Origin of the sequence: Streptomyces rubrogriseus, from assembly GCF_027947575.1 — a bacterium.
Lineage (GTDB): Bacteria > Actinomycetota > Actinomycetes > Streptomycetales > Streptomycetaceae > Streptomyces > Streptomyces rubrogriseus.
Window position 1 is genome coordinate 3,523,917 of sequence record NZ_CP116256.1, and the last position, 16,803, is coordinate 3,540,719.

Here is a 16,803-nt window from a genome sequence, read left to right on the forward strand (position 1 = left end):
CGACGCCTCCTAGGTCCCGTACGTCACCCGTACCTCCTCGAAGCCGAGGGAGGTCAGCAGCCCCCGGAGCATGGCGGTGGTGTTGCTCTCGGCCCGCGCCTTCAGCTCGCTGTCCTTCGCCGCGTCGCCGATGTGCCGGGCGGCGAGCTTCTGCACGGCCTGCTCGCCGTTCGGGTTGTCCGAGAACAGGTCGCCGAGCCGGTCGAGCAGCCCGCGCTGCTTGGAGACCGCGTAGGAACGGTCGGGGTCGAGCGCCGGTTCGCCCAGCGCGGCGTGCGGCAGCCGGAGCGTGGCCGAGGTCCGCGCGTCGTCGACCGTCACGTCCTCCTCGCCCACCTTGCCGAGGTCGACGAAGGCGTCGACGGTGCCGGCCCCGACGTACAGCGTGCGGGTGCCGCGGATCGCGTCGGGCAGGAACTTGGTGTCCTTCTCCAGGTCCACGACGACCTGGAAGTTGCCGGATGCGGCGTCGTACCGGCTGATGTCCTGGACGGACTTCAGCAGGGCGGGACCCGAACGGTCCCGGGTCTCGGAGCCGAACAGGTCCTTCAGCCCCGGTACGACACTCAGGCGCAGCCCCGCGAACAGCACGACGAGCACCAGCACCAGCGCGGTCAGCGCCTTCGCCCAGCCGGGCATGCGCCGTGCGGGCGTCTCGACGGGGCTCGTGGGCTTCCTGACGGGAGTCGTCATGGCGACGGCCCTCCTTCCTACTCACCCGAATGCCCGCCAACTCCCTTGCCAGGCCCAGAGTTTCCGGGCTTCAGCGGCCGGTCCCCGCAGGGGCGGGAGGACCAGACCGCCTCCCCGCGCGTCAGTCCCGGCAGCCGCAGCTCGGCCTCCCGCACCCGCCGGGCCGGCAGCTCGCCGGTGACGATCCAGGCCGGGTCGCCCCCCGTCGTTCCGGTGAAGTCCGCGCCCAGCGAGGCCAGCAGGGCGGTCACGGCGGCCAGCGTGTCCGCCGGGACCTCCGCCTCGAAGGCCTGGTACGGCTCGTGGAGCACGGTCCCAGCCCGGGCGAGGGCACGGCGCAGCACGAGCGGTGTCAGCCCGCGGAAGTCGGCGGCCGTGCTGAGCGGCGAGCTGAAGCCGGAGCGGACCAGCGTGACCCGGTAGTCGGTGACCGCCGCCCCGGTGAGCCCGGTCATCAGCGTGGCGTGGACGGTCTCCTCGACGGCCTGGTGGAAGGCCCGGGGGAGCGCGCCGAGCTCCGTCTCGTACCCGAAGGCCCCGCCGGAGCCGCGCGGACCGGGTTCGACGCGCAGCCCGATCGTCGCGAAGTACCGGGTGTGGTCGAGCCACGGCATCTCCTCCGCGGCCTCACCGGTGCCCGCCGGACGCTCCAGGAACCGGACGCGGCCCGGCGTGAACTCCGCCTCGATCCCGAAGTCCTCGGCCAGTGTCGCCGCGAGCACCTCCATCTGGACCTCGCCGTACAGGAGCAGGGCGGTGGCGCCGGACGCCGCCGGACGGGCGTGCAGCAGCGGATCCTGGTCGGCCAGCGCCAGCAGGGCGGAGCGCAGCGGCGCCGCCTGCTCCGGGTACCGGGCCCGGACCAGCGTCTGCAGGGTCGGTGGCGCGAACTGCGGTGCGCGGTCGGTCGGTCCGCCGAGCCGGTCGCCGACGCGCAGGCCCCCGGGGACGGTGAGCGCGGCGATGTTCCCGGCGGTGAGCGTGGCGTCGCCGCCGACGACGTCGAGGCGGGTCACCCGGCCGGAGACCTCGGTGGTCCGCCCGTCGGCCTCGCGCCGCAGGAAGGTGAGCCGCCGGCGCGGGTGCACCTCGCCGCCGTACAGCCTGAGGTACGCGGTGCGCTCGCCGGCGGGTCCGGGGCGCACGGCGAAGACCGTGCCGTGCGGTTCCGTGCCGCCAGATGTGCCGCCGGACGTGCTGCCGGACGTGTCCGGCGTGGTGGCCGGGACCAGGCCGAGCAGGCCCTCGACCAGCTCCGCGACGCCCTGTCCGCCGAGCGCCGAGCCGTGGTACAGCGGGTGGAACGAGCCGTCGGCGGTACGGGCGGCGAGGGCGCGGGCCACGTCCTGCCCGGTCGGTTCGGGGCCGTCGACCAGTGCGGCCAGGATCCCCGTGTCGACCTCGGCGAGCGCCTCCGCGGTCCGCCCGTCCGGCGGGCGGCGGGCGACCCGGGCGCGCGGGGTACCGGCGTCCGTCACCTCGGTCAGCGGCGCGACGTGCGGCGTCAGCAGGCGCCGGACGTCACCGAGCAGGCCGTCGGTGCGCGCGCCGGCCCGGTCGATCTTGTTGACGAACACGAGCGTGGGCAGCCGCAGCCGCCGCAGCGCGCGCATCAGGACGCGGGTCCGGGCCTGCACGCCCTCGACGGCGGACAGCAGCAGCACCGCGCCGTCGAGCACCTCCAGGGCCCGCTCGACCTCCGCGACGAAGTCGGAGTGTCCGGGGGTGTCGATCAGGTTGACGCGCGTGTCGCCGACGGTGAAGGCGGCGACGGCGGAGCGGATGGTGATGCCGCGGCGGCGCTCGATGCCGCCGTCGTCCGTACGGGTGTCGCCGGCGTCGACGCTGCCGAGCCGGTCGACGGCGCCGTGGTCGAACAGGAGCCGTTCGGTGAGGCTGGTCTTACCCGCGTCGACGTGGGCCAGAATGCCGATGTTCAGGGTGCGCATGCGTGGAGGAGTCCTCGGGAGCCGTGGGCCGGAAGGGGCGCTGGGGGAATCCGAGGAGTCGGCGCATGCGGGGGATCCTGACGTGAGGAGGGCGGTGGGAGTTCGGACGGCGCCATCATGGCCCGGGGTCCGGGGCGCGGCGCAACAGGATTTCCGTAAGCTGGGGATCCCGGCCGGACAGGATCACGCGAGGAGCGGTCCGTGCGAGACATCGCCGTGTTCAGCGGTAGTGCCCACCCCGACCTGGCCGAGGAGGTCTGCGCACAGCTGGGCGTGCCGCTCAGCCCCACCCGGGTCAGCCGGTTCGCCAACGACTGCCTCGAGGTGCAGCTGATGGCCAACTGCCGCGAGCGGGACGTGTTCCTCGTCCAGCCGCTGGTCACACCGGTCCAGGAGCACCTCGTCGAGCTGCTGATGATGTGCGACGCGGCCCGCGGGGCGTCGGCCGGCCGCATCACGGTGGTCATGCCGCACTACTCCTACGCCCGCTCCGACAAGAAGGACGCCCCGCGCATCTCGCTGGGCGGGCGCCTGGTCGCCGACCTGCTGGTGGCGGCGGGGGCGAGCCGGGTCCTCGCCATGACCCTGCACTCGCCCCAGGTGCACGGCTTCTTCTCCGTCCCGGTCGACCACCTGCACGCGCTGCGGGAACTGGCCGCGCACTTCCGGCAGTACGACCTCTCCCGGGCGACCGTCGTCTCGCCGGACCTGGGCAACGCCAAGGAGGCCGCGGCGTTCGCCCGGATGCTCGGCGCCCGGGTGGCGGCCGGCGCGAAGCAGCGGTACGCCGACGACCGGGTCAGCATCAGCTCGGTGATCGGGGACGTCGCGGGCCGGGACGTCATCGTGCTCGACGACGAGATCGCCAAGGGCAGCACGGTTCTGGAACTCCTCGACCGGCTCCGGGAGTCGGGCCCGCGCACCATCCGCCTCGCCTGTACGCACGGGCTGTTCGCGGCCGGTGCGCTGGGCCGCCTCAGCGAGCAGCCGGACGTGCTGGAGATCGTGTGCACCAACACCGTGCCGGTGCCGGCGGACGACCACACGGACAAGCTGCGGATCCTGTCCATCGCCCCGGCGCTCGCCGAGGCGGTGCGCCGCATCCACAACGGCGAGTCGGTCAGCGCCCTGTTCGACGCCCGGCCGGCCGGCTGACGCCGAGGGCCTCGTCCAGGGTCGGCCACGGCGGCAGCAGCCGCGCCAGGCCGGTGATCCGCAGCATCCGCAGGGTCAGCGCGTGGGTGCACACCAGGTGCACCTGCCCGCCCCCGTCGAGCACCTGGCTGCGGGCCCGGTACAGCAGGCGCAGCCCGGAGCAGTCGAAGAACTCGACGCCGCCGAGGTCCAGGACGACCCGGGCACCGGGACTGCCGGTCTCCCGGTCCAGGTAGGGGGCGATCTCCGCCGCCGAGGCGATGTCGATCTCGCCCCGGAACTCCAGCACCGTGTGTCCCCGGTGGTGGCGCACGCGTAGGTGCCGGGTGGGCGACGCGGATTCCTGCCGCACGAACCTTGCCTCCAGCCTGTCGCGGCCTTTCCGGCCTGCTTCCGGGGGCTCAACTACCCAGTCCGCTCGGAAAGTTACCCCGATCGAGCGAGTTTGAGCATGTTCGATTGACATATGTCACCGAAATCTCAGAGCCGTGCCCGATCGTCCGCCGGTCAGGGGGACGACCGCCCTTCCGCCGACCGCTCAGTCGACCTCGAGGACGAGCTTGCCCGTGGTGCGGCCGGTCTCGCCCAGCGCGTGCGCCCGCGCCGCCTCGGCCAGCGGAAACGTCTGCGCGATCGTGGCGCGCAACCGCCCCGCCCCGACCAGGCGGGCGATCTCCTCCATACCGGCCCGGTCGGCGTCGACCAGCATCCGCACCGCCCGCACACCCAGCCGGCCGGCCTCCTCGTAGAAGTCGTCCGACCCGACCGGCAGGATCGAGACCACCACCCCGCCCGGCCGCAGCACCCGCAGGGACCGCAGTGACGTGTCGCCGCCGATCGTGTCCAGGACGACGTCGACGTCCTTCACGGCCTCGGCGAAATCCGTCTCCCGGTAGTCCACGGTCTCGTCCGCCCCCAGGGAGCGGAGGAACTCGTGCTTGGCGGCGCTGGCCGTGCCGATCACCCGGGCGCCCCGAGCCTTGGCGATCTGCACCGCCACATGGCCCACACCGCCGGCCGCCGCGTGGACGAGCACCCGCTGCCCCGGCTGCACCTCCGCGCGCTCCACCAGGGCCTGCCACGCCGTCAGCGAGACCAGGGGCAGGGCTCCCGCCTGGACGTGGTCGATCCCGGACGGCTTGCGCGTGAAGGTGCGCGCCGGGGCGGTGACGTACTCGGCGTGGGAACCGTGGCCGAACGGATAGGACAGCATGCCGAAGACCTCGTCACCGGGCCGGAACGCGGCGACGCCGATCCCCACCGACTCCACCACGCCCGACACGTCCCAGCCCAGTACGAAGGGCGGTTCGCCGAGGAAGCCGCCGGTCGCCCGGTGCTTCCAGTCGGTCGGGTTCACCCCGGCGGCACGCACCCGTACCAGCACCTCGTTCGGGCGCGGCTCGGGGCGTTCGCGCCGTACTTCCTTCAGGACCTCGGGACCGCCGAGGACGTCCTGTCCGATGGCGCGCATGGTGTTCATCGAGACCTCGCAACTCGGGAGGGGGGAGAGGGGAGGGAGCGGAGGGAGGAAAGGGGACGGGACGGCACGGGTGGCGCGGTCCGTGACCGTACCGGCCGGGGGCCGTCCGCCGACTGTTTCCGCCCGGCCGGGATATCCGCAAGGTACAGGGCAGGGGGCAGGACGCCCGCGCCCGGAATCCTTCGGAGGAGACATGGCACTGGTCAACGCGGGCGTCGTGGTGCTCGACTGCGCCGAACCCGAGCGGCTCGCCGAGTTCTACAAGGGGCTGCTGGGCGCGGAGGAGAGCGACGTGAGCGCCAACCGGATCGAGATCGAGGGACCCCGCGGCTTCCGCATGGCCTTCCGGCGGGACGTGAACGCCACCCCGCCCAGCTGGCCGCGCCCGGAGAACTCCCTCCAGGTCCACCTGGACTTCGTGGTGGCGGACCTGGACGAGGCGGAGCGCGCGATCGTGGGGCTCGGCGGACGCCCGGTGGAGGCGAAGGACCCGGCCGGCCCGCACGAGGAGCGCGGTTTCTCCGACCCGGCCGGCCACTCCTTCACCCTCCGCCGGGCCCTCGCCCCGACGGCACCCAAGCAGGGCTAGACGCTGCCGGGCGGTGCGGGTCAGTCCCGGCCCTTCGCGGGGACCGGCCAGGAACCGGTCGAGCGTTCGATGGCCTTGGCGCCCGTACGGTCCACGGCGCTGCGCACCGCGGCGAAGATGGCGCCCTGGATCGCGGCGGCCAGCAGGATCTCGCCCCAGCCGCGGTCCGGGTCGAGGGCGTCGGGCGCGTCGTCCTCGTGACGGATCACCTTCCAGGTCTTCTGGAAGGTCATTCCGGCCAGCGTGCCGCCCAGCCAGCCGAGTGCGAACCCGACGGGCTTGTAGGCGAGGGGGAGCTTCTTCTTCTTTTTCTTCGCCGTCTTCGCCATGGGAATCTCCTTGCCTGGTGTGCGCTGAATGGTCGTACCGATCTCGGATCCCGGATCAGGGCCTGCCCCGCGCCGGCACCTCCTCCTCGGCCCGGGCCGGCCCCGGCGGGGTGCCCTCGCCGAACGGCCGCCCGCCCAGCTCCTGCCGGTGGTGGGGCGTGAGCCAGCCGGCCAGGTCCGGGCCCAGGGGCACGATGCCGGTCGGGTTGATGCCGGTGTGCACCCGGTAGTAGTGGCGCTTGATGTGGTCGAAGTCGACGGTGTCCCCGAATCCGGGCGTCTGGAACAGATCCCGGACGTACGCCCACAGCACGGGGTTCTCCGTCAGCTTCCAGCGGTTGCACTTGAAGTGGCCGTGGTAGACGGCGTCGAAGCGGACCAGCGTGGTGAACAGCCGGATGTCCGCCTCCGTGATCGTGTCCCCGACCAGGTAGCGCTGCCGTTCCAGCCGGGGCGTCAACTGCTCCAGCCGCCGGAACACACCGGTGCACGCCGCCTCGTACTCCTCCTGGCCGGTGGCGAAGCCCGCCCGGTACACACCGTTGTTGACGTCCTCGTAGACGCCCGCCATCACCTCGTCGATCTCGTCGCGCAGGGCCCGCGGGTACAGGTCGGGCGCGCCCGGCCGGTGCAGCGCGGTCCACTCGGTCGCGAGATCGAGAGTGATCTGCTGGTAGTCGTTGGTGACGAGCGCCCCGCTGGGCACGTCCACGATCGCCGGCACGCTCACCCCGCCCGGGTAGCCGGTCTCCCGCCGGTCGTAGGCCTCGCTGAGGTAGCGGATGCCGAGGACCGGGTCGCGGCCGTCCGGGTCCAGTGTGAACCGCCAGCTGCGGTCGTCCTGGACCGGGTCGGCGACCGCCAGGGACAGGGCGTCCTCCAGACCGAGCAGTCGCCGGGAGACCAGGGCCCGGCTCGCCCACGGACAGGCCCGGCTCACCACCAGGCGGTAGCGGCCGGCCTCCACCGGCCAGCCGTCCCGGCCGTCCGCCGTGATCCGGTCCGCGAAGTGGCTCCGGGACCGTTTGAACGCCTTCTTCCCGTAGCCGCTGTTCCCGGGCGTCCCGTCGTCACCGCTCATGCCCCTGCCTTCCTTCCCGCCGTCCGAGTCCGTCCGAGTCCGTGGGTCCGTGGGTCCGTGCGTTCGTTTCCTCGACCGGCCCCGCGTCCTCGAACCGGCCCCTTGTAGAGGCGTTCCCCGATTTCGCCGGTCGGCACTGGCGGCCACCCGCAAGGCGGGGTGTGATCCGCGCCGGCCGGGGCAGTCGGGGCTTCGTGAGTGGGACAGGTGGGGAAGAGAAGACGGACCGGAAGGCCGACCGCAGGACGCGCGTCACCGTGCTGGTGGCCCTGGCGGCCAACCTGGTGATCGCCGCCGCCAAGGCGGTCGGCGGATTCGTCGCGGGATCGCCCGCGCTGCTGTCGGAGGCGGCACACTCCGTCGCGGACAGCATGAACGAGATCTTCCTCCTCGCCGCCCTGCGCCGAAGCCGCCGCCCCGCCGACCGCAGGCACCCCTTCGGCTACGGCAAGGAACGGTTCTTCTGGTCGCTCCTCGCGGCCGTCGGCATCTTCGTCATGGGCGGGTGCTTCTCCTTCTTCCAGGGCGTCGAGGCCCTGCGCACCGGCGCCGACGAGAAACTCGGCGGCTACGTGGCCGGACTGATCGTGCTGGGCGTCGCCCTGCTCGCGGAGGGCGGTTCCCTGCTGCGGGCCCTGCACCAGGTGCGGGGCCAGGGCGGGCTCGCCGACGGGATGCGGGACCCGGCGCTGCGCACGGTCGTCGCCGAGGACGGCACCGCGGTGCTCGGCGTCTGCCTCGCCATGACCGGCATGGCGCTGCACATGGTCACCGGGCAGGTGGTGTGGGAGGCCTGCGCCTCGCTCGCCATCGGCGCGCTGCTCGTCTACGTGGCCTACCGGCTGGGCCGCGAGGCCCGCGACCAGCTGATCGGCGAGGCCGCCGACCCGGAGGCCAGCGGCCGGATCCGGGCACTGCTGCGCGCCCAGCCGGAGATCGACAGTGTCGAGGCGCTGTTCACCATGAAGACCGGCCTGGACTCGACCCTGGTGGCGGCCCGCGTCGATCTCGTGCCGGGCCTGGACAGCGAGCGGGTGGAGGAGGTCGCCGTACGCATCAAGAAGTCGATCGCGCGCACCGTCAGCGAGGCGGACCAGGTCTTCCTCGACGTCACGGACCGGCCCGCGCGGGAGGCGGCGGAAAGCCCCGCCGCGACGGGGGAACGCGGCGGGGCCTGAACGACGTGTTCCCGAAACCGCCCGGCCCATGCACGCCGGTCCGGGAAACTCCCGCACGCCCGGTTCAGCCCGCGTGGGACGGCTCCAAGACGAAGACGGGGATCTCCCGTTCCGTCTTCTTCTGGTAGTCGGCGTACGACGGATACGCCGCGACCGCGCGCTCCCACCACCGGGCCTTCTCCGCGCCGGTGACCTCACGCGCCGTCATGTCCTGCTTCACCGGACCGTCCTGGAGCTCCACCCGGGGATCGGCCTTCACGTTGAAGTACCAGACGGGGTGCTTGGGCGCCCCGCCCAGGGAGGCGACCACGGCATAGCGGCCCTCGTGCTCGACGCGCATCAGCGGCGTCTTGCGCAGCTTGCCGCTGCGCGCACCCCGGGTGGTCAGCACGATCACGGGCAGACCGGTGTCCATCAGCGTCGTGCCCTCGGTGCCGCCCGAGCTCTCGTACCGTTCGACCTGATCGCGCACCCACTGCGTCGGGCTGGGTTCGTACTCGCCGTCAAGAGGCATGTGCATCCGTCCCTGTTCGTCGTGATGTGAGGCCGGCGGACCGGCGCGTTCCAGTCCTTACCGCCTCCCGCCCCCGAACCCGTGCCGCTCGGCCAGTCACGGGGCGCGATCGGGGCCGCGGGAGGCCGCGATCGCGCCACGCGCGTCGCGGCGGAGACCGGCACGGGAGGGTCCTACCACCTCCGGAGGGTTGTTCCCCGGCCAGTCTGCCTCCGCCACCGATCTGGCCGAACTTGCCGTCGCCCCATAGGTGCCCCAGGCATCTAATGAAGATCGATCCGACGCACTCCTCGTCTGCGAGGTCTTCCATGACGGACACCGACACGACGACGAACACCGACACGACGACGAACACCCACCCGGCACCCCCCGTCGCCTTCCCCCAGGACCGGACCTGTCCCTACCACCCGCCCGCCGCCTACGACCCGCTGCGCGCCGCGCGTCCGCTGGCCCGGATCACGCTCTTCGACGGCCGCCCGGCCTGGCTGGTGACCGGGCACGCCGCCGCGCGCCGGCTGCTGGCCGACCAGCGCCTGTCGACCGACCGCACCCGCGACGGCTTCCCCGCCACGTCGCCGCGCCTGGCCGCCGTACGCGAGCGCAGGACCGCCCTGCTCGGCGTGGACGACCCCGAGCACCGCGCCCAGCGCAGGATGGTGCTCCCGGAGTTCACCCTGAAACGCGCCGCCGCACTGCGCCCCAGCATCCGGCGGATCGTCGGCGAACGGCTCGACGCGATGATCGCGCAGGGGTCGCCCGCCGACCTGGTGACGGCCTTCGCGCTGCCCGTGCCCTCGATGGTGATCTGCGCGCTGCTCGGTGTCCCCTACGCCGACCACGAGTTCTTCGAGGAACAGTCCCGCCGGCTGCTGCGCGGCCCGCTGCCCGCCGACACCAGGGACGCCCGCGACCGACTGGAGGCGTACCTGGGGGAGTTGGTCGACCGCAAGCGGCGGTCGCCCGGCGAGGGCCTGCTGGACGACCTGGTCCGGCGACAGGCGAGCGAGGGTGCGACCGACCGCGAGCAGCTGATCGCCTTCGCGGTGATCCTGCTGGTCGCGGGACACGAGACCACCGCCAACATGATCTCGCTGGGCACCTACACCCTCCTGACCAACCCCGGGCGGCTGGCCGAACTGCGGGCGGATCCCGCGCTGCTGCCCGGCGCCGTGGAGGAGCTGATGCGCGTCCTGTCGATCGCCGACGGGCTGCTGCGGATGGCCACCGAGGACATCGACGTGGACGGGCAGACCATCCGGGCCGGCGACGGGGTCGTCTTCTCCACCTCCGTCATCAACCGCGACGAGAGCGTCTACCCCGAACCGGACGCCCTCGACTGGCACCGCCCCGCCCGCCACCACGTCGCCTTCGGGTTCGGCATCCACCAGTGCCTCGGTCAGAACCTGGCCCGCGCCGAACTGGAGATCGCCCTGGAGAGCCTCTTCGACCGGCTGCCCACGCTGCGCCTGGCCGCCCCGGCGGACGAGATCCCCTTCAAGCCCGGCGACACGATCCAGGGGATGCTGGAACTCCCCGTGGCCTGGTAGGAGGCTCCCGGCATGCGTATCGACATCGACAAGGACATCTGCATCGGCGCGGGCCAGTGCGCCCTGACCGCCCCCGGCGTCTTCACCCAGGACGACGACGGCTACAGCACGCTCAGGCCCGGCCGGGAGGACGGCGGCGGCAGCGCGCTGGTCCGGGAGGCGGCCCGCGCCTGCCCCGTCGGCGCGATCACCGTCTCGGAGCGGGTCGGCTGACCCCGGCCGCGCCCAGCAGCACCCGTGCCGCCTCCCGTGCCTGACGCGCGGGCTCGGCATCGCCCGTCACGCCCGCCGTCACCATGGCGCCCTCCGCCAGCAGGAACAGCTGCCCGCCCAGCGCGGCGGGCAGCCCCGCGCCGGCCGCCAGAGCGTCGAGGAAGGCGCGGAACGCCGCCTTGTGCGCCCGCACCCGCTCCGCCACGGCGGGTGAGGCGGGGCCGAGTTCGCCGTAGGCGTTGATCCAGGCACAGCCGCGGAAACCGGGCTCCGCGAACCATCCGCCGAGCCAGTCGAAGACGGCCAGGAGGCGCGCGCCGGGCTCCTCGTGCCGGCCGACGTACTCGGCCAGCCGTCCACGCCAGCGCACGTCGCGCCGGTCCAGACAGGCCACGACGAGCTGTTCCTTGGCCGGGAAGAGCTGGTAGAGGCGCTTGAGCGACACGCCGGAGGCACCGCGGACCTCGTCCATGCCCACCGCCCGCACGCCCCGCGCGTAGAAGAGCTCCTCCGCCGCGTCCAGCGCCCGCTCCCGGGCGACCTCGCTGTCCATGGGGACCTCTTCCTTGACCGGAGAACGTGCGTTCTCCTACGGTAGCAGTCCGGTGGAGAACGCTCGTTCTCCACTGCTGCCCCTGGAGGTTGAGCCATGACGACGACCGACCGGCCGCCCTTGCCGCCGTTCACCCGGGAGACCGCCGAACGCAAGGTGCGGGCCGCCGAGGACGCCTGGAACACCCGCGACCCGCACAAGGTCGCCCTCGCCTACTCCGAGGACTCGGTCTGGCGCAACCGCGACGCCTTCTTCACCGGCCGCGCCGCCATCGTCGAGTTCCTGACCGCCAAGTGGGAGCGCGAGCGGCGGTACGCGCTGCGCAAGGACCTGTGGGCCTTCGACGGCAACCGCATCGCCGTCCGCTTCCAGTACGAGTCCCAGGACGCGGACGGCCAGTGGTGGCGCTCCTACGGCAACGAGCTGTGGGAGTTCGACGAGCACGGCCTGATGACCCGGCGCGAGGCGAGCATCAACGACGTGCCCATCGAGGAGGAGGACCGGCGCATCCTCGGCCCGAGGCCCGCCCAGTAGGGTTCCGGGATGAGCGATCGGGCTGGAAGCGGCGAGGCCGCACGACCTTTCCTCTACGTCGTCGTCTGCGCCGCGGGCGTGGCCGAAGGCGTGGTCGGGCTGATCGACGCGGCGCGGGGACGCGGCTGGGAGGTCGGGGTCATAGCGACACCGGTCGCCATGGGCGGCTTCTTCGACACGGACGCCGTCGAGGCGCGGACCGGTCGCCCGATCCGCTCGGCCTGGCGCACCCCCGGCGAGCCGCGGCCCTTCCCGGCGCCCGACGCCGTCGTGGTCGCTCCCGCCACCTTCAACACGATCAACAAGTGGGCCGCGGGCCTGGCCGACACGCTCGCCGTGGCCACCCTGTGCGAGGCGAGCGGCCTCGGCGTCCCCGTCGCCGTCCTGCCGTGCGTGGGCGAGGCGCTGGCCTCCCACCCCGCCTACCGGGAGAGCCTGGCCCGGCTGCGCGGGATGGGGGTGCGCTTCGGCGACCCGCACGCCGGGAACACCGGGGACGCGGCGCAGGGCGGCGGCCGTCCGGAGTTCGGCTGGGAACGGGCCCTCGACCTGGTCCAACGGCGCTGACCCGGCCGGGGCCGGGCCCGCGCGAAGACGTACGCTCGCCCTGGTAGCGATGATCGGCGATCGACAGGAGCAGCAACGATGCAGTACGTGAAGCTCGGTTCGACGGGTCTGGACGTGTCGCGGATCTGCCTGGGCTGCATGACCTACGGCGTGCCCGACCGCGGCACGCACCAGTGGACCCTCGACGAGGCGGCCTCGCGTCCGCTGATCCGGCAGGCGCTGGAGGCCGGCGTCACCTTCTTCGACACCGCCAACGTGTACTCCGACGGCACCAGCGAGGAGATCGTCGGCAAGGCGCTGGCCGACTTCGCCCGCCGCGACGACATCGTGCTCGCGACCAAGGTGAACGGCCGGATGCGGCCCGGACCGAACGGCGCCGGACTCTCCCGCAAGGCGGTCATGACCGAGATCGACCACAGCCTGCGGCGCCTGGGCACCGACTACGTCGACCTCTACCAGATCCACCGCTTCGACCCGCACACCCCGGTCGAGGAGACGATGGAGGCGCTGCACGACCTGGTCAAGGCGGGCAAGGTCCGCTACATCGGGGCCAGTTCGATGTACGCCTGGCAGTTCTCCAAGATGCAGTACACCGCCGAGCGGCACGGCTGGACGAAGTTCGTGTCCATGCAGAACCACTACAACCTGGTCTACCGCGAGGAGGAGCGCGAGATGCTGCCCCTCTGCGCGGACCAGGGCGTCGGCGTGCTGCCCTGGAGTCCGCTCGCCCGCGGCCGCCTCACCCGCGACTGGGACACCGCCACCGGGCGCAGCGCCACCGACGACTTCGGCAGCACCCTGTACCAGGAGGGCGACCGCGCCGTGGTGGAGGCGGTCACCCGCATCGCGGGGGAGCGCGGCGTCCCGCGCGCCCGGGTGGCCCTGGCCTGGCTGCTGCACCAGGACACGGTGACCGCGCCGATCGTCGGCGCCTCCCGGCCGGGCCACCTCGAGGACGCCGCGGCGGCGGTCGAACTCACGCTGAGCGACAAGGAGATCGAGGAGCTGGAGCGGCCCTACGCGCCGCACCCGATCGCCGGTCACTGAGCGGGGGACCGGCGGCGTCGGGCCACCGGTGCGGTGGCTCAGGGGCCGGTGCCCGCTTCCAGCGCGGTGACGGACACCGACGACTCGTCGCCGCCGACCGGGACCTCGCCGGCCGTCCACGTCACCTTGAGGGGCTCCCGCTCGTCCGGCGGGGTGACGAGCAGCGCCGCCGGGGTGGCCGTGCGCGCGCCGCTGATCTGCGGACTGGAGAAGGACAGCCCGGCCCACGCGCTCTTGCCCGGCGTCAGCGTGACCGTCCCGGGGGAGCCCGGCGCGCGCTCGGGGTCCGGGCCCAGCTGCTTGCCGGACGCGTCCACGAAGGCGGCGCCCGGATAGCCGTACACCGTGCAGGTGCGGTCGGAGGTGTTGGTCAGCACGACCGGGAAGTTGCGCTGGCCGGCCCCCGGGTCCACGCGGCCGACGGTGGCCCGCAGTTCGGCGGTGTGGCAGCGGCCGTCGGTGCGGGCCGAGGCGGAGGCCGAGCCCGCGGTGTCGGTGGGTGCGGTGCCGACCGTCGGTGAGGTGTCGCCGGCCGTCGGGGTGCCGCTGCCCGGGTCCGCGCCGGCCGTGCGGGCGGCCTCGCTGGGCCGCGGGGTCCCGCTCGACGTGGCGCCCTCGGTGCCGCACGCGGTCAACAGGCCGAGCAGCGCGACCCCGCTCGCGAGCAGGGCCGTCCGGCGCAGCGGCCGGGACGTGTCAGTCATCGTTTCTCCACACTCCCGTCGGACTCGCCCGCGGCCCCGGGGCGACCGGTACCGCAGGCCCCCGTAGTGCGAGTGTCCCGCGGTACGGCCCGGGAAACGAGGGGGCGCACTCCGCATCGGGGCGACGGGGTCACGCCTCGTCGTCGAGCAGCCCCAGCTCCGCCCAGATCGTCTTGCCCTCGGCCGTGTGCCGGCTGCCCCAGCGCTGGGTGAGCTGCGCCACCAGGAGCAGACCGCGCCCGCCCTCGTCCCAGGTCCTGGCCCGGCGCAGGTGCGGCGCGGTGTGGCTGGTGTCGGAGACCTCGCAGATCAGGGTGGCGGTGTCGTGGATCAGCCGGAGCCGGATCGGCGGGGAGCCGTACCGGATGGCGTTGGTGACCAGCTCGCTCACCACCAGCTCGGCGGTGAAGGTCGCCTCCAGCAGGTTCCAGTCGGAGAGCTGGTCGAGGACCTGCTTGCGCACCGGGGCCACCAGCGCCGGGTCGGCGGGGATGTCCCAGGTGGCGACCTGCCCGGCGGGCAGTCCCCGGGTCCGGGCCAGCAGCAGCGCCACGTCGTCGGCGGCACTGCCCGACGGGAGGAGGCGGTGCAGCACCCGGTCGCAGGCGGTGTCCAGGGAGTCGGCGGGGGCGGCCAGCGCCTCGCGCAGCAGCGCCTGGCCGGCGTCGGTGTCCCGGTCCCGGCTCTCGACCAGTCCGTCGGTGTACAGCGCCAGCACGGTGCCCTCGCGCAGCTCCAACTCGGCCGACTCGAACGGGAGCCCGCCCACGCCCAGCGGTGGCCCGGAGGGCAGCTCCACCTGCTCGGGCGGACCGTCCGGCGGGACCAGCACGGGCGCCGGGTGTCCGGCCCGGGCCATCGAGCAGCGCCGGGACACCGGGTCGTACACCACGTACAGACACGTCGCACCGACCTCGCCCGCCCGGTCGTCGCCCGACTCCTCGGACAGCCGGACGACCAGGTCGTCGAGGTGGGTGAGCAGCTCCTCGGGTGTCAGGTCGATGTCGGCGAGGGTGCGCACGGCGGTGCGCAGCCGGCCCATCGTGGCCGAGGCCGGGATGCCGTGGCCGACGACGTCCCCGACGACCATGGCGACCCGCATCCCGGACAGCGGAATGACGTCGAACCAGTCGCCGCCGACGCCCGAGCGGGCCGCGGGAAGGTAGCGGGAGGCCGCCTGCACCGCGGCGGTGGGCGGCAGCCACCGGGGGAGCAGACTGCGCTGGAGGGTCAGCGTGGCCTCGCGCTCGCGGGAGTAGCGGCGGGCGTTGTCGATGCAGACGGCGGCACGGGCGCTGACCTCCTCGGCCAGCAGCACGTCGTCGTGCGTGAACGGGTCGGGACGCCGGAACCGGGTGAAGACCGCGACGCCGAGGGTGGTGCCGCGGGCCTGAAGCGGCACCGACATCGTGGAGTGGATGCCGTACTCCTTCACCCGCCGCAGCCGGGCCGGGTCCCACTGGAGCCAGCGTTCCAGGTCGCCGTAGGCCTCCGAGGCCACGATCACCTGCCCCGAGAGCAGGCACTCGGCCTGGGGGGAGCCGGCCGGATAGACGTCCAGCTGCCCGGTCTCGGCCACCGCCTGCGAGCGGCCCTCGCTGATCGACCGGTGCGCGGTGCGGCGCAGCCCGACCGGAGGTTCCACCAGGGTGGCGGGCTCACCGCCGTGCTCGTGCGGGTCCAGCAGGTCGACGCTGACGAAGTCGGCCAGCGGCGGGACGCACACGTCCGCCAGCTCCTCGGCCGTACGGGTGACGTCGAGGGTGGTGCCGATGCGCACGCTGGCCTCGTTGACCAGTTGCAGCCGCTCCCGGGCGCGGTGCTGCTCCGTGAAGTCGTGGGCGCTGACACACACGCCGAGCACCCGGCCGTCGGCGTCGGTGAGTGGCGCGATACGGGCGTTCCACGCGTGGGCGCGGCTCTCGCCGACGGCCCGGAGACGGGCCTGCATGTCGTGCCGGCGGCCGGTGGCCAGCACGCGCCGCATCTGCCGTTCCAGCTCCGCGTTCTGCGGCCGGCCGCTGAAGTCGGTGGCCCGCAGCCCGCGCACGCGGTCGGGCGGGAGCCCCAGCAGCCGCGACATGGCGTCGTTGACCCCGCGCAGCAGGAGCCGCTCGTCGAAGATCATCATGGCGCAGGGGGACTGGGTCAGGGCAGCTCTGACCAGCGGGTCGTCCTCCGGCTCCGGGCCGGATTCCAGGGGGGTGGCCGCGAGCCACGTGGGCGGGGCGCCGTCCGCCGCGGGTCTGCGGTGCGCGAGCACCCACACCGACACGGTGTGCCCGTCGCGGTGCCGCAGGGCCAGGGTGCCGCTCCACTGTTCGTCGTCGTGTCCCGGTGGCGTGCCGTCGTGGTCGTCGGCGAGCAGGTCGGCGGCGGGGTGCCCCACCACCTCGGCGGCCGGGTGGCCGAGCAGGAGGCGGGCGCCCTCGTTCCACTCCCGCAAGGTGCCGGAGCCGTCGACGACGGCGCGGGCCGTGGCGGCATCGTCGAACGGGTTGACCGGACTCATCGTCGCCACTCCATTGCGCACACTCACGGTGATCAGCGCGTCACCTTGTTTCCAGCCTAGTGGGTTCGGGCGCGGCGCGGACCCGTACGCATCGGGCGCCCGGTGCCGGACCGCCCCGCGGGTCACCGGTCCGCTCCGGGCGGCGCAGGGCAGAAAGT

General features: G+C 73.4%; 18 protein-coding genes. 8 read left to right on the forward strand and 10 right to left on the reverse strand.

Features of this window, described 5'->3' with window-relative positions:
- Positions 1-9 precede the first annotated feature (9 nt).
- A complete protein-coding gene (locus Sru02f_RS16105) occupies positions 10-693 on the reverse strand; it encodes a DUF4230 domain-containing protein (protein ID WP_109030711.1) in 684 nt (227 codons plus the stop codon).
- A 17-nt stretch (positions 694-710) separates the two neighbouring features.
- On the reverse strand, positions 711-2,642 hold the full coding sequence (gene otr(A) / locus Sru02f_RS16110; RefSeq protein WP_109030712.1) for a tetracycline resistance ribosomal protection protein Otr(A): 1,932 nt from the start codon (positions 2,640-2,642) through the stop codon (positions 711-713).
- A 201-nt stretch (positions 2,643-2,843) separates the two neighbouring features.
- On the opposite strand from otr(A), the gene Sru02f_RS16115 reads away from it, so the two are divergent.
- Positions 2,844-3,797 (forward strand): ribose-phosphate diphosphokinase, encoded by a 954-nt coding sequence (locus Sru02f_RS16115; protein ID WP_109030713.1) that lies wholly within the window; start codon positions 2,844-2,846, stop codon positions 3,795-3,797.
- Here the strand turns inward: Sru02f_RS16115 and Sru02f_RS16120 are convergent.
- Complete coding sequence (locus tag Sru02f_RS16120) at positions 3,763-4,149, reverse strand: anti-sigma factor antagonist (protein WP_164272696.1); 387 nt, start codon at positions 4,147-4,149, stop codon at positions 3,763-3,765. The two genes, Sru02f_RS16115 and Sru02f_RS16120, sit on opposite strands and share 35 nt — an antisense overlap.
- 186 nt (positions 4,150-4,335) lie before the next feature.
- Positions 4,336-5,277, reverse strand: coding sequence for an NADP-dependent oxidoreductase (locus Sru02f_RS16125; RefSeq protein ID WP_109030715.1), 942 nt, complete (start codon positions 5,275-5,277; stop codon positions 4,336-4,338).
- Positions 5,278-5,470: 193 nt separating this feature from the next.
- On the opposite strand from Sru02f_RS16125, the gene Sru02f_RS16130 reads away from it, so the two are divergent.
- Complete coding sequence (locus Sru02f_RS16130; protein WP_087804956.1) at positions 5,471-5,866, forward strand: VOC family protein; 396 nt, start codon at positions 5,471-5,473, stop codon at positions 5,864-5,866.
- A 20-nt stretch (positions 5,867-5,886) separates the two neighbouring features.
- Here the strand turns inward: Sru02f_RS16130 and Sru02f_RS16135 are convergent, their stop codons facing one another.
- Positions 5,887-6,195, reverse strand: coding sequence for a DUF4235 domain-containing protein (locus tag Sru02f_RS16135; RefSeq protein WP_003978083.1), 309 nt, complete (start codon positions 6,193-6,195; stop codon positions 5,887-5,889).
- Between the two features lie 55 nt (positions 6,196-6,250).
- Positions 6,251-7,276, reverse strand: a complete 1,026-nt coding sequence (locus tag Sru02f_RS16140; RefSeq protein ID WP_109030717.1) for a glutathione S-transferase family protein — start codon at positions 7,274-7,276, stop codon at positions 6,251-6,253.
- Positions 7,277-7,533: 257 nt separating this feature from the next.
- Between Sru02f_RS16140 and Sru02f_RS16145 the strand changes: the two genes are divergently transcribed.
- Positions 7,534-8,454, forward strand: a complete 921-nt coding sequence (locus Sru02f_RS16145) for a cation diffusion facilitator family transporter (RefSeq protein ID WP_167469473.1) — start codon at positions 7,534-7,536, stop codon at positions 8,452-8,454.
- A gap of 64 nt (positions 8,455-8,518) precedes the next feature.
- On the opposite strand, the gene Sru02f_RS16150 is transcribed toward Sru02f_RS16145, so the two are convergent.
- On the reverse strand, positions 8,519-8,968 hold the full coding sequence (locus Sru02f_RS16150) for a nitroreductase family deazaflavin-dependent oxidoreductase (protein ID WP_109031440.1): 450 nt from the start codon (positions 8,966-8,968) through the stop codon (positions 8,519-8,521).
- A gap of 308 nt (positions 8,969-9,276) precedes the next feature.
- On the opposite strand from Sru02f_RS16150, the gene Sru02f_RS16155 reads away from it, so the two are divergent.
- Both Sru02f_RS16155 and Sru02f_RS16160 read left to right on the forward strand, forming a co-directional pair.
- Positions 9,277-10,515 carry a cytochrome P450 gene (locus Sru02f_RS16155; protein WP_109030719.1) on the forward strand — a complete coding sequence of 413 codons (1,239 nt, stop codon included), beginning with the start codon at positions 9,277-9,279 and terminating at the stop codon, positions 10,513-10,515.
- Between the two features lie 12 nt (positions 10,516-10,527).
- Positions 10,528-10,728 carry a ferredoxin gene (locus Sru02f_RS16160; protein WP_109030720.1) on the forward strand — a complete coding sequence of 67 codons (201 nt, stop codon included), beginning with the start codon at positions 10,528-10,530 and terminating at the stop codon, positions 10,726-10,728.
- Here Sru02f_RS16160 and Sru02f_RS16165 read toward each other — a convergent pair.
- A complete protein-coding gene (locus Sru02f_RS16165; protein ID WP_109030721.1) occupies positions 10,703-11,281 on the reverse strand; it encodes a TetR/AcrR family transcriptional regulator in 579 nt (192 codons plus the stop codon). The two genes, Sru02f_RS16160 and Sru02f_RS16165, sit on opposite strands and share 26 nt — an antisense overlap.
- Positions 11,282-11,377: 96 nt before the next feature.
- On the opposite strand from Sru02f_RS16165, the gene Sru02f_RS16170 reads away from it, so the two are divergent.
- The 3 genes from Sru02f_RS16170 to Sru02f_RS16180 all read left to right on the forward strand — a co-directional run bounded on the left by Sru02f_RS16170 (position 11,378) and on the right by Sru02f_RS16180 (position 13,429).
- Positions 11,378-11,815 (forward strand): nuclear transport factor 2 family protein, encoded by a 438-nt coding sequence (locus Sru02f_RS16170; protein ID WP_109030722.1) that lies wholly within the window; start codon positions 11,378-11,380, stop codon positions 11,813-11,815.
- Between the two features lie 9 nt (positions 11,816-11,824).
- Positions 11,825-12,382, forward strand: coding sequence for a flavoprotein (locus Sru02f_RS16175; protein WP_109030723.1), 558 nt, complete (start codon positions 11,825-11,827; stop codon positions 12,380-12,382).
- A 78-nt stretch (positions 12,383-12,460) separates the two neighbouring features.
- Positions 12,461-13,429: an aldo/keto reductase gene (locus Sru02f_RS16180; protein ID WP_109030724.1), complete on the forward strand. Its 969-nt coding sequence runs from the start codon at positions 12,461-12,463 to the stop codon at positions 13,427-13,429.
- 38 nt (positions 13,430-13,467) lie between these two features.
- Here the strand turns inward: Sru02f_RS16180 and Sru02f_RS16185 are convergent, their stop codons facing one another.
- Both Sru02f_RS16185 and Sru02f_RS16190 read right to left on the reverse strand, forming a co-directional pair.
- A complete protein-coding gene (locus tag Sru02f_RS16185; RefSeq protein ID WP_109030725.1) occupies positions 13,468-14,133 on the reverse strand; it encodes a DUF4232 domain-containing protein in 666 nt (221 codons plus the stop codon).
- Between the two features lie 130 nt (positions 14,134-14,263).
- The gene (locus tag Sru02f_RS16190) at positions 14,264-16,645 is read right to left on the reverse strand and encodes a SpoIIE family protein phosphatase (RefSeq protein ID WP_167469383.1); all 2,382 of its coding nucleotides are present in this window, start codon (positions 16,643-16,645) and stop codon (positions 14,264-14,266) included.
- Between the last annotated feature and the right edge of the window lie 158 nt (positions 16,646-16,803).

Coding starts and splice junctions, on each gene's coding strand:
- Sru02f_RS16105 (WP_109030711.1), bottom strand. CDS start 693: ATGACGACTCCCGTCAGGAAGCCCACGAGCCCCGTCGAGACGCCCGCA.
- Sru02f_RS16125 (WP_109030715.1), bottom strand. CDS start 5,277: ATGAACACCATGCGCGCCATCGGACAGGACGTCCTCGGCGGTCCCGAG.
- Sru02f_RS16130 (WP_087804956.1), top strand. CDS start 5,471: ATGGCACTGGTCAACGCGGGCGTCGTGGTGCTCGACTGCGCCGAACCC.
- Sru02f_RS16135 (WP_003978083.1), bottom strand. CDS start 6,195: ATGGCGAAGACGGCGAAGAAAAAGAAGAAGAAGCTCCCCCTCGCCTAC.
- Sru02f_RS16140 (WP_109030717.1), bottom strand. CDS start 7,276: ATGAGCGGTGACGACGGGACGCCCGGGAACAGCGGCTACGGGAAGAAG.
- Sru02f_RS16150 (WP_109031440.1), bottom strand. CDS start 8,968: ATGCCTCTTGACGGCGAGTACGAACCCAGCCCGACGCAGTGGGTGCGC.
- Sru02f_RS16155 (WP_109030719.1), top strand. CDS start 9,277: ATGACGGACACCGACACGACGACGAACACCGACACGACGACGAACACC.
- Sru02f_RS16160 (WP_109030720.1), top strand. CDS start 10,528: ATGCGTATCGACATCGACAAGGACATCTGCATCGGCGCGGGCCAGTGC.
- Sru02f_RS16165 (WP_109030721.1), bottom strand. CDS start 11,281: ATGGACAGCGAGGTCGCCCGGGAGCGGGCGCTGGACGCGGCGGAGGAG.
- Sru02f_RS16170 (WP_109030722.1), top strand. CDS start 11,378: ATGACGACGACCGACCGGCCGCCCTTGCCGCCGTTCACCCGGGAGACC.
- Sru02f_RS16175 (WP_109030723.1), top strand. CDS start 11,825: ATGAGCGATCGGGCTGGAAGCGGCGAGGCCGCACGACCTTTCCTCTAC.
- Sru02f_RS16180 (WP_109030724.1), top strand. CDS start 12,461: ATGCAGTACGTGAAGCTCGGTTCGACGGGTCTGGACGTGTCGCGGATC.
- Sru02f_RS16185 (WP_109030725.1), bottom strand. CDS start 14,133: ATGACTGACACGTCCCGGCCGCTGCGCCGGACGGCCCTGCTCGCGAGC.
- Sru02f_RS16190 (WP_167469383.1), bottom strand. CDS start 16,645: ATGAGTCCGGTCAACCCGTTCGACGATGCCGCCACGGCCCGCGCCGTC.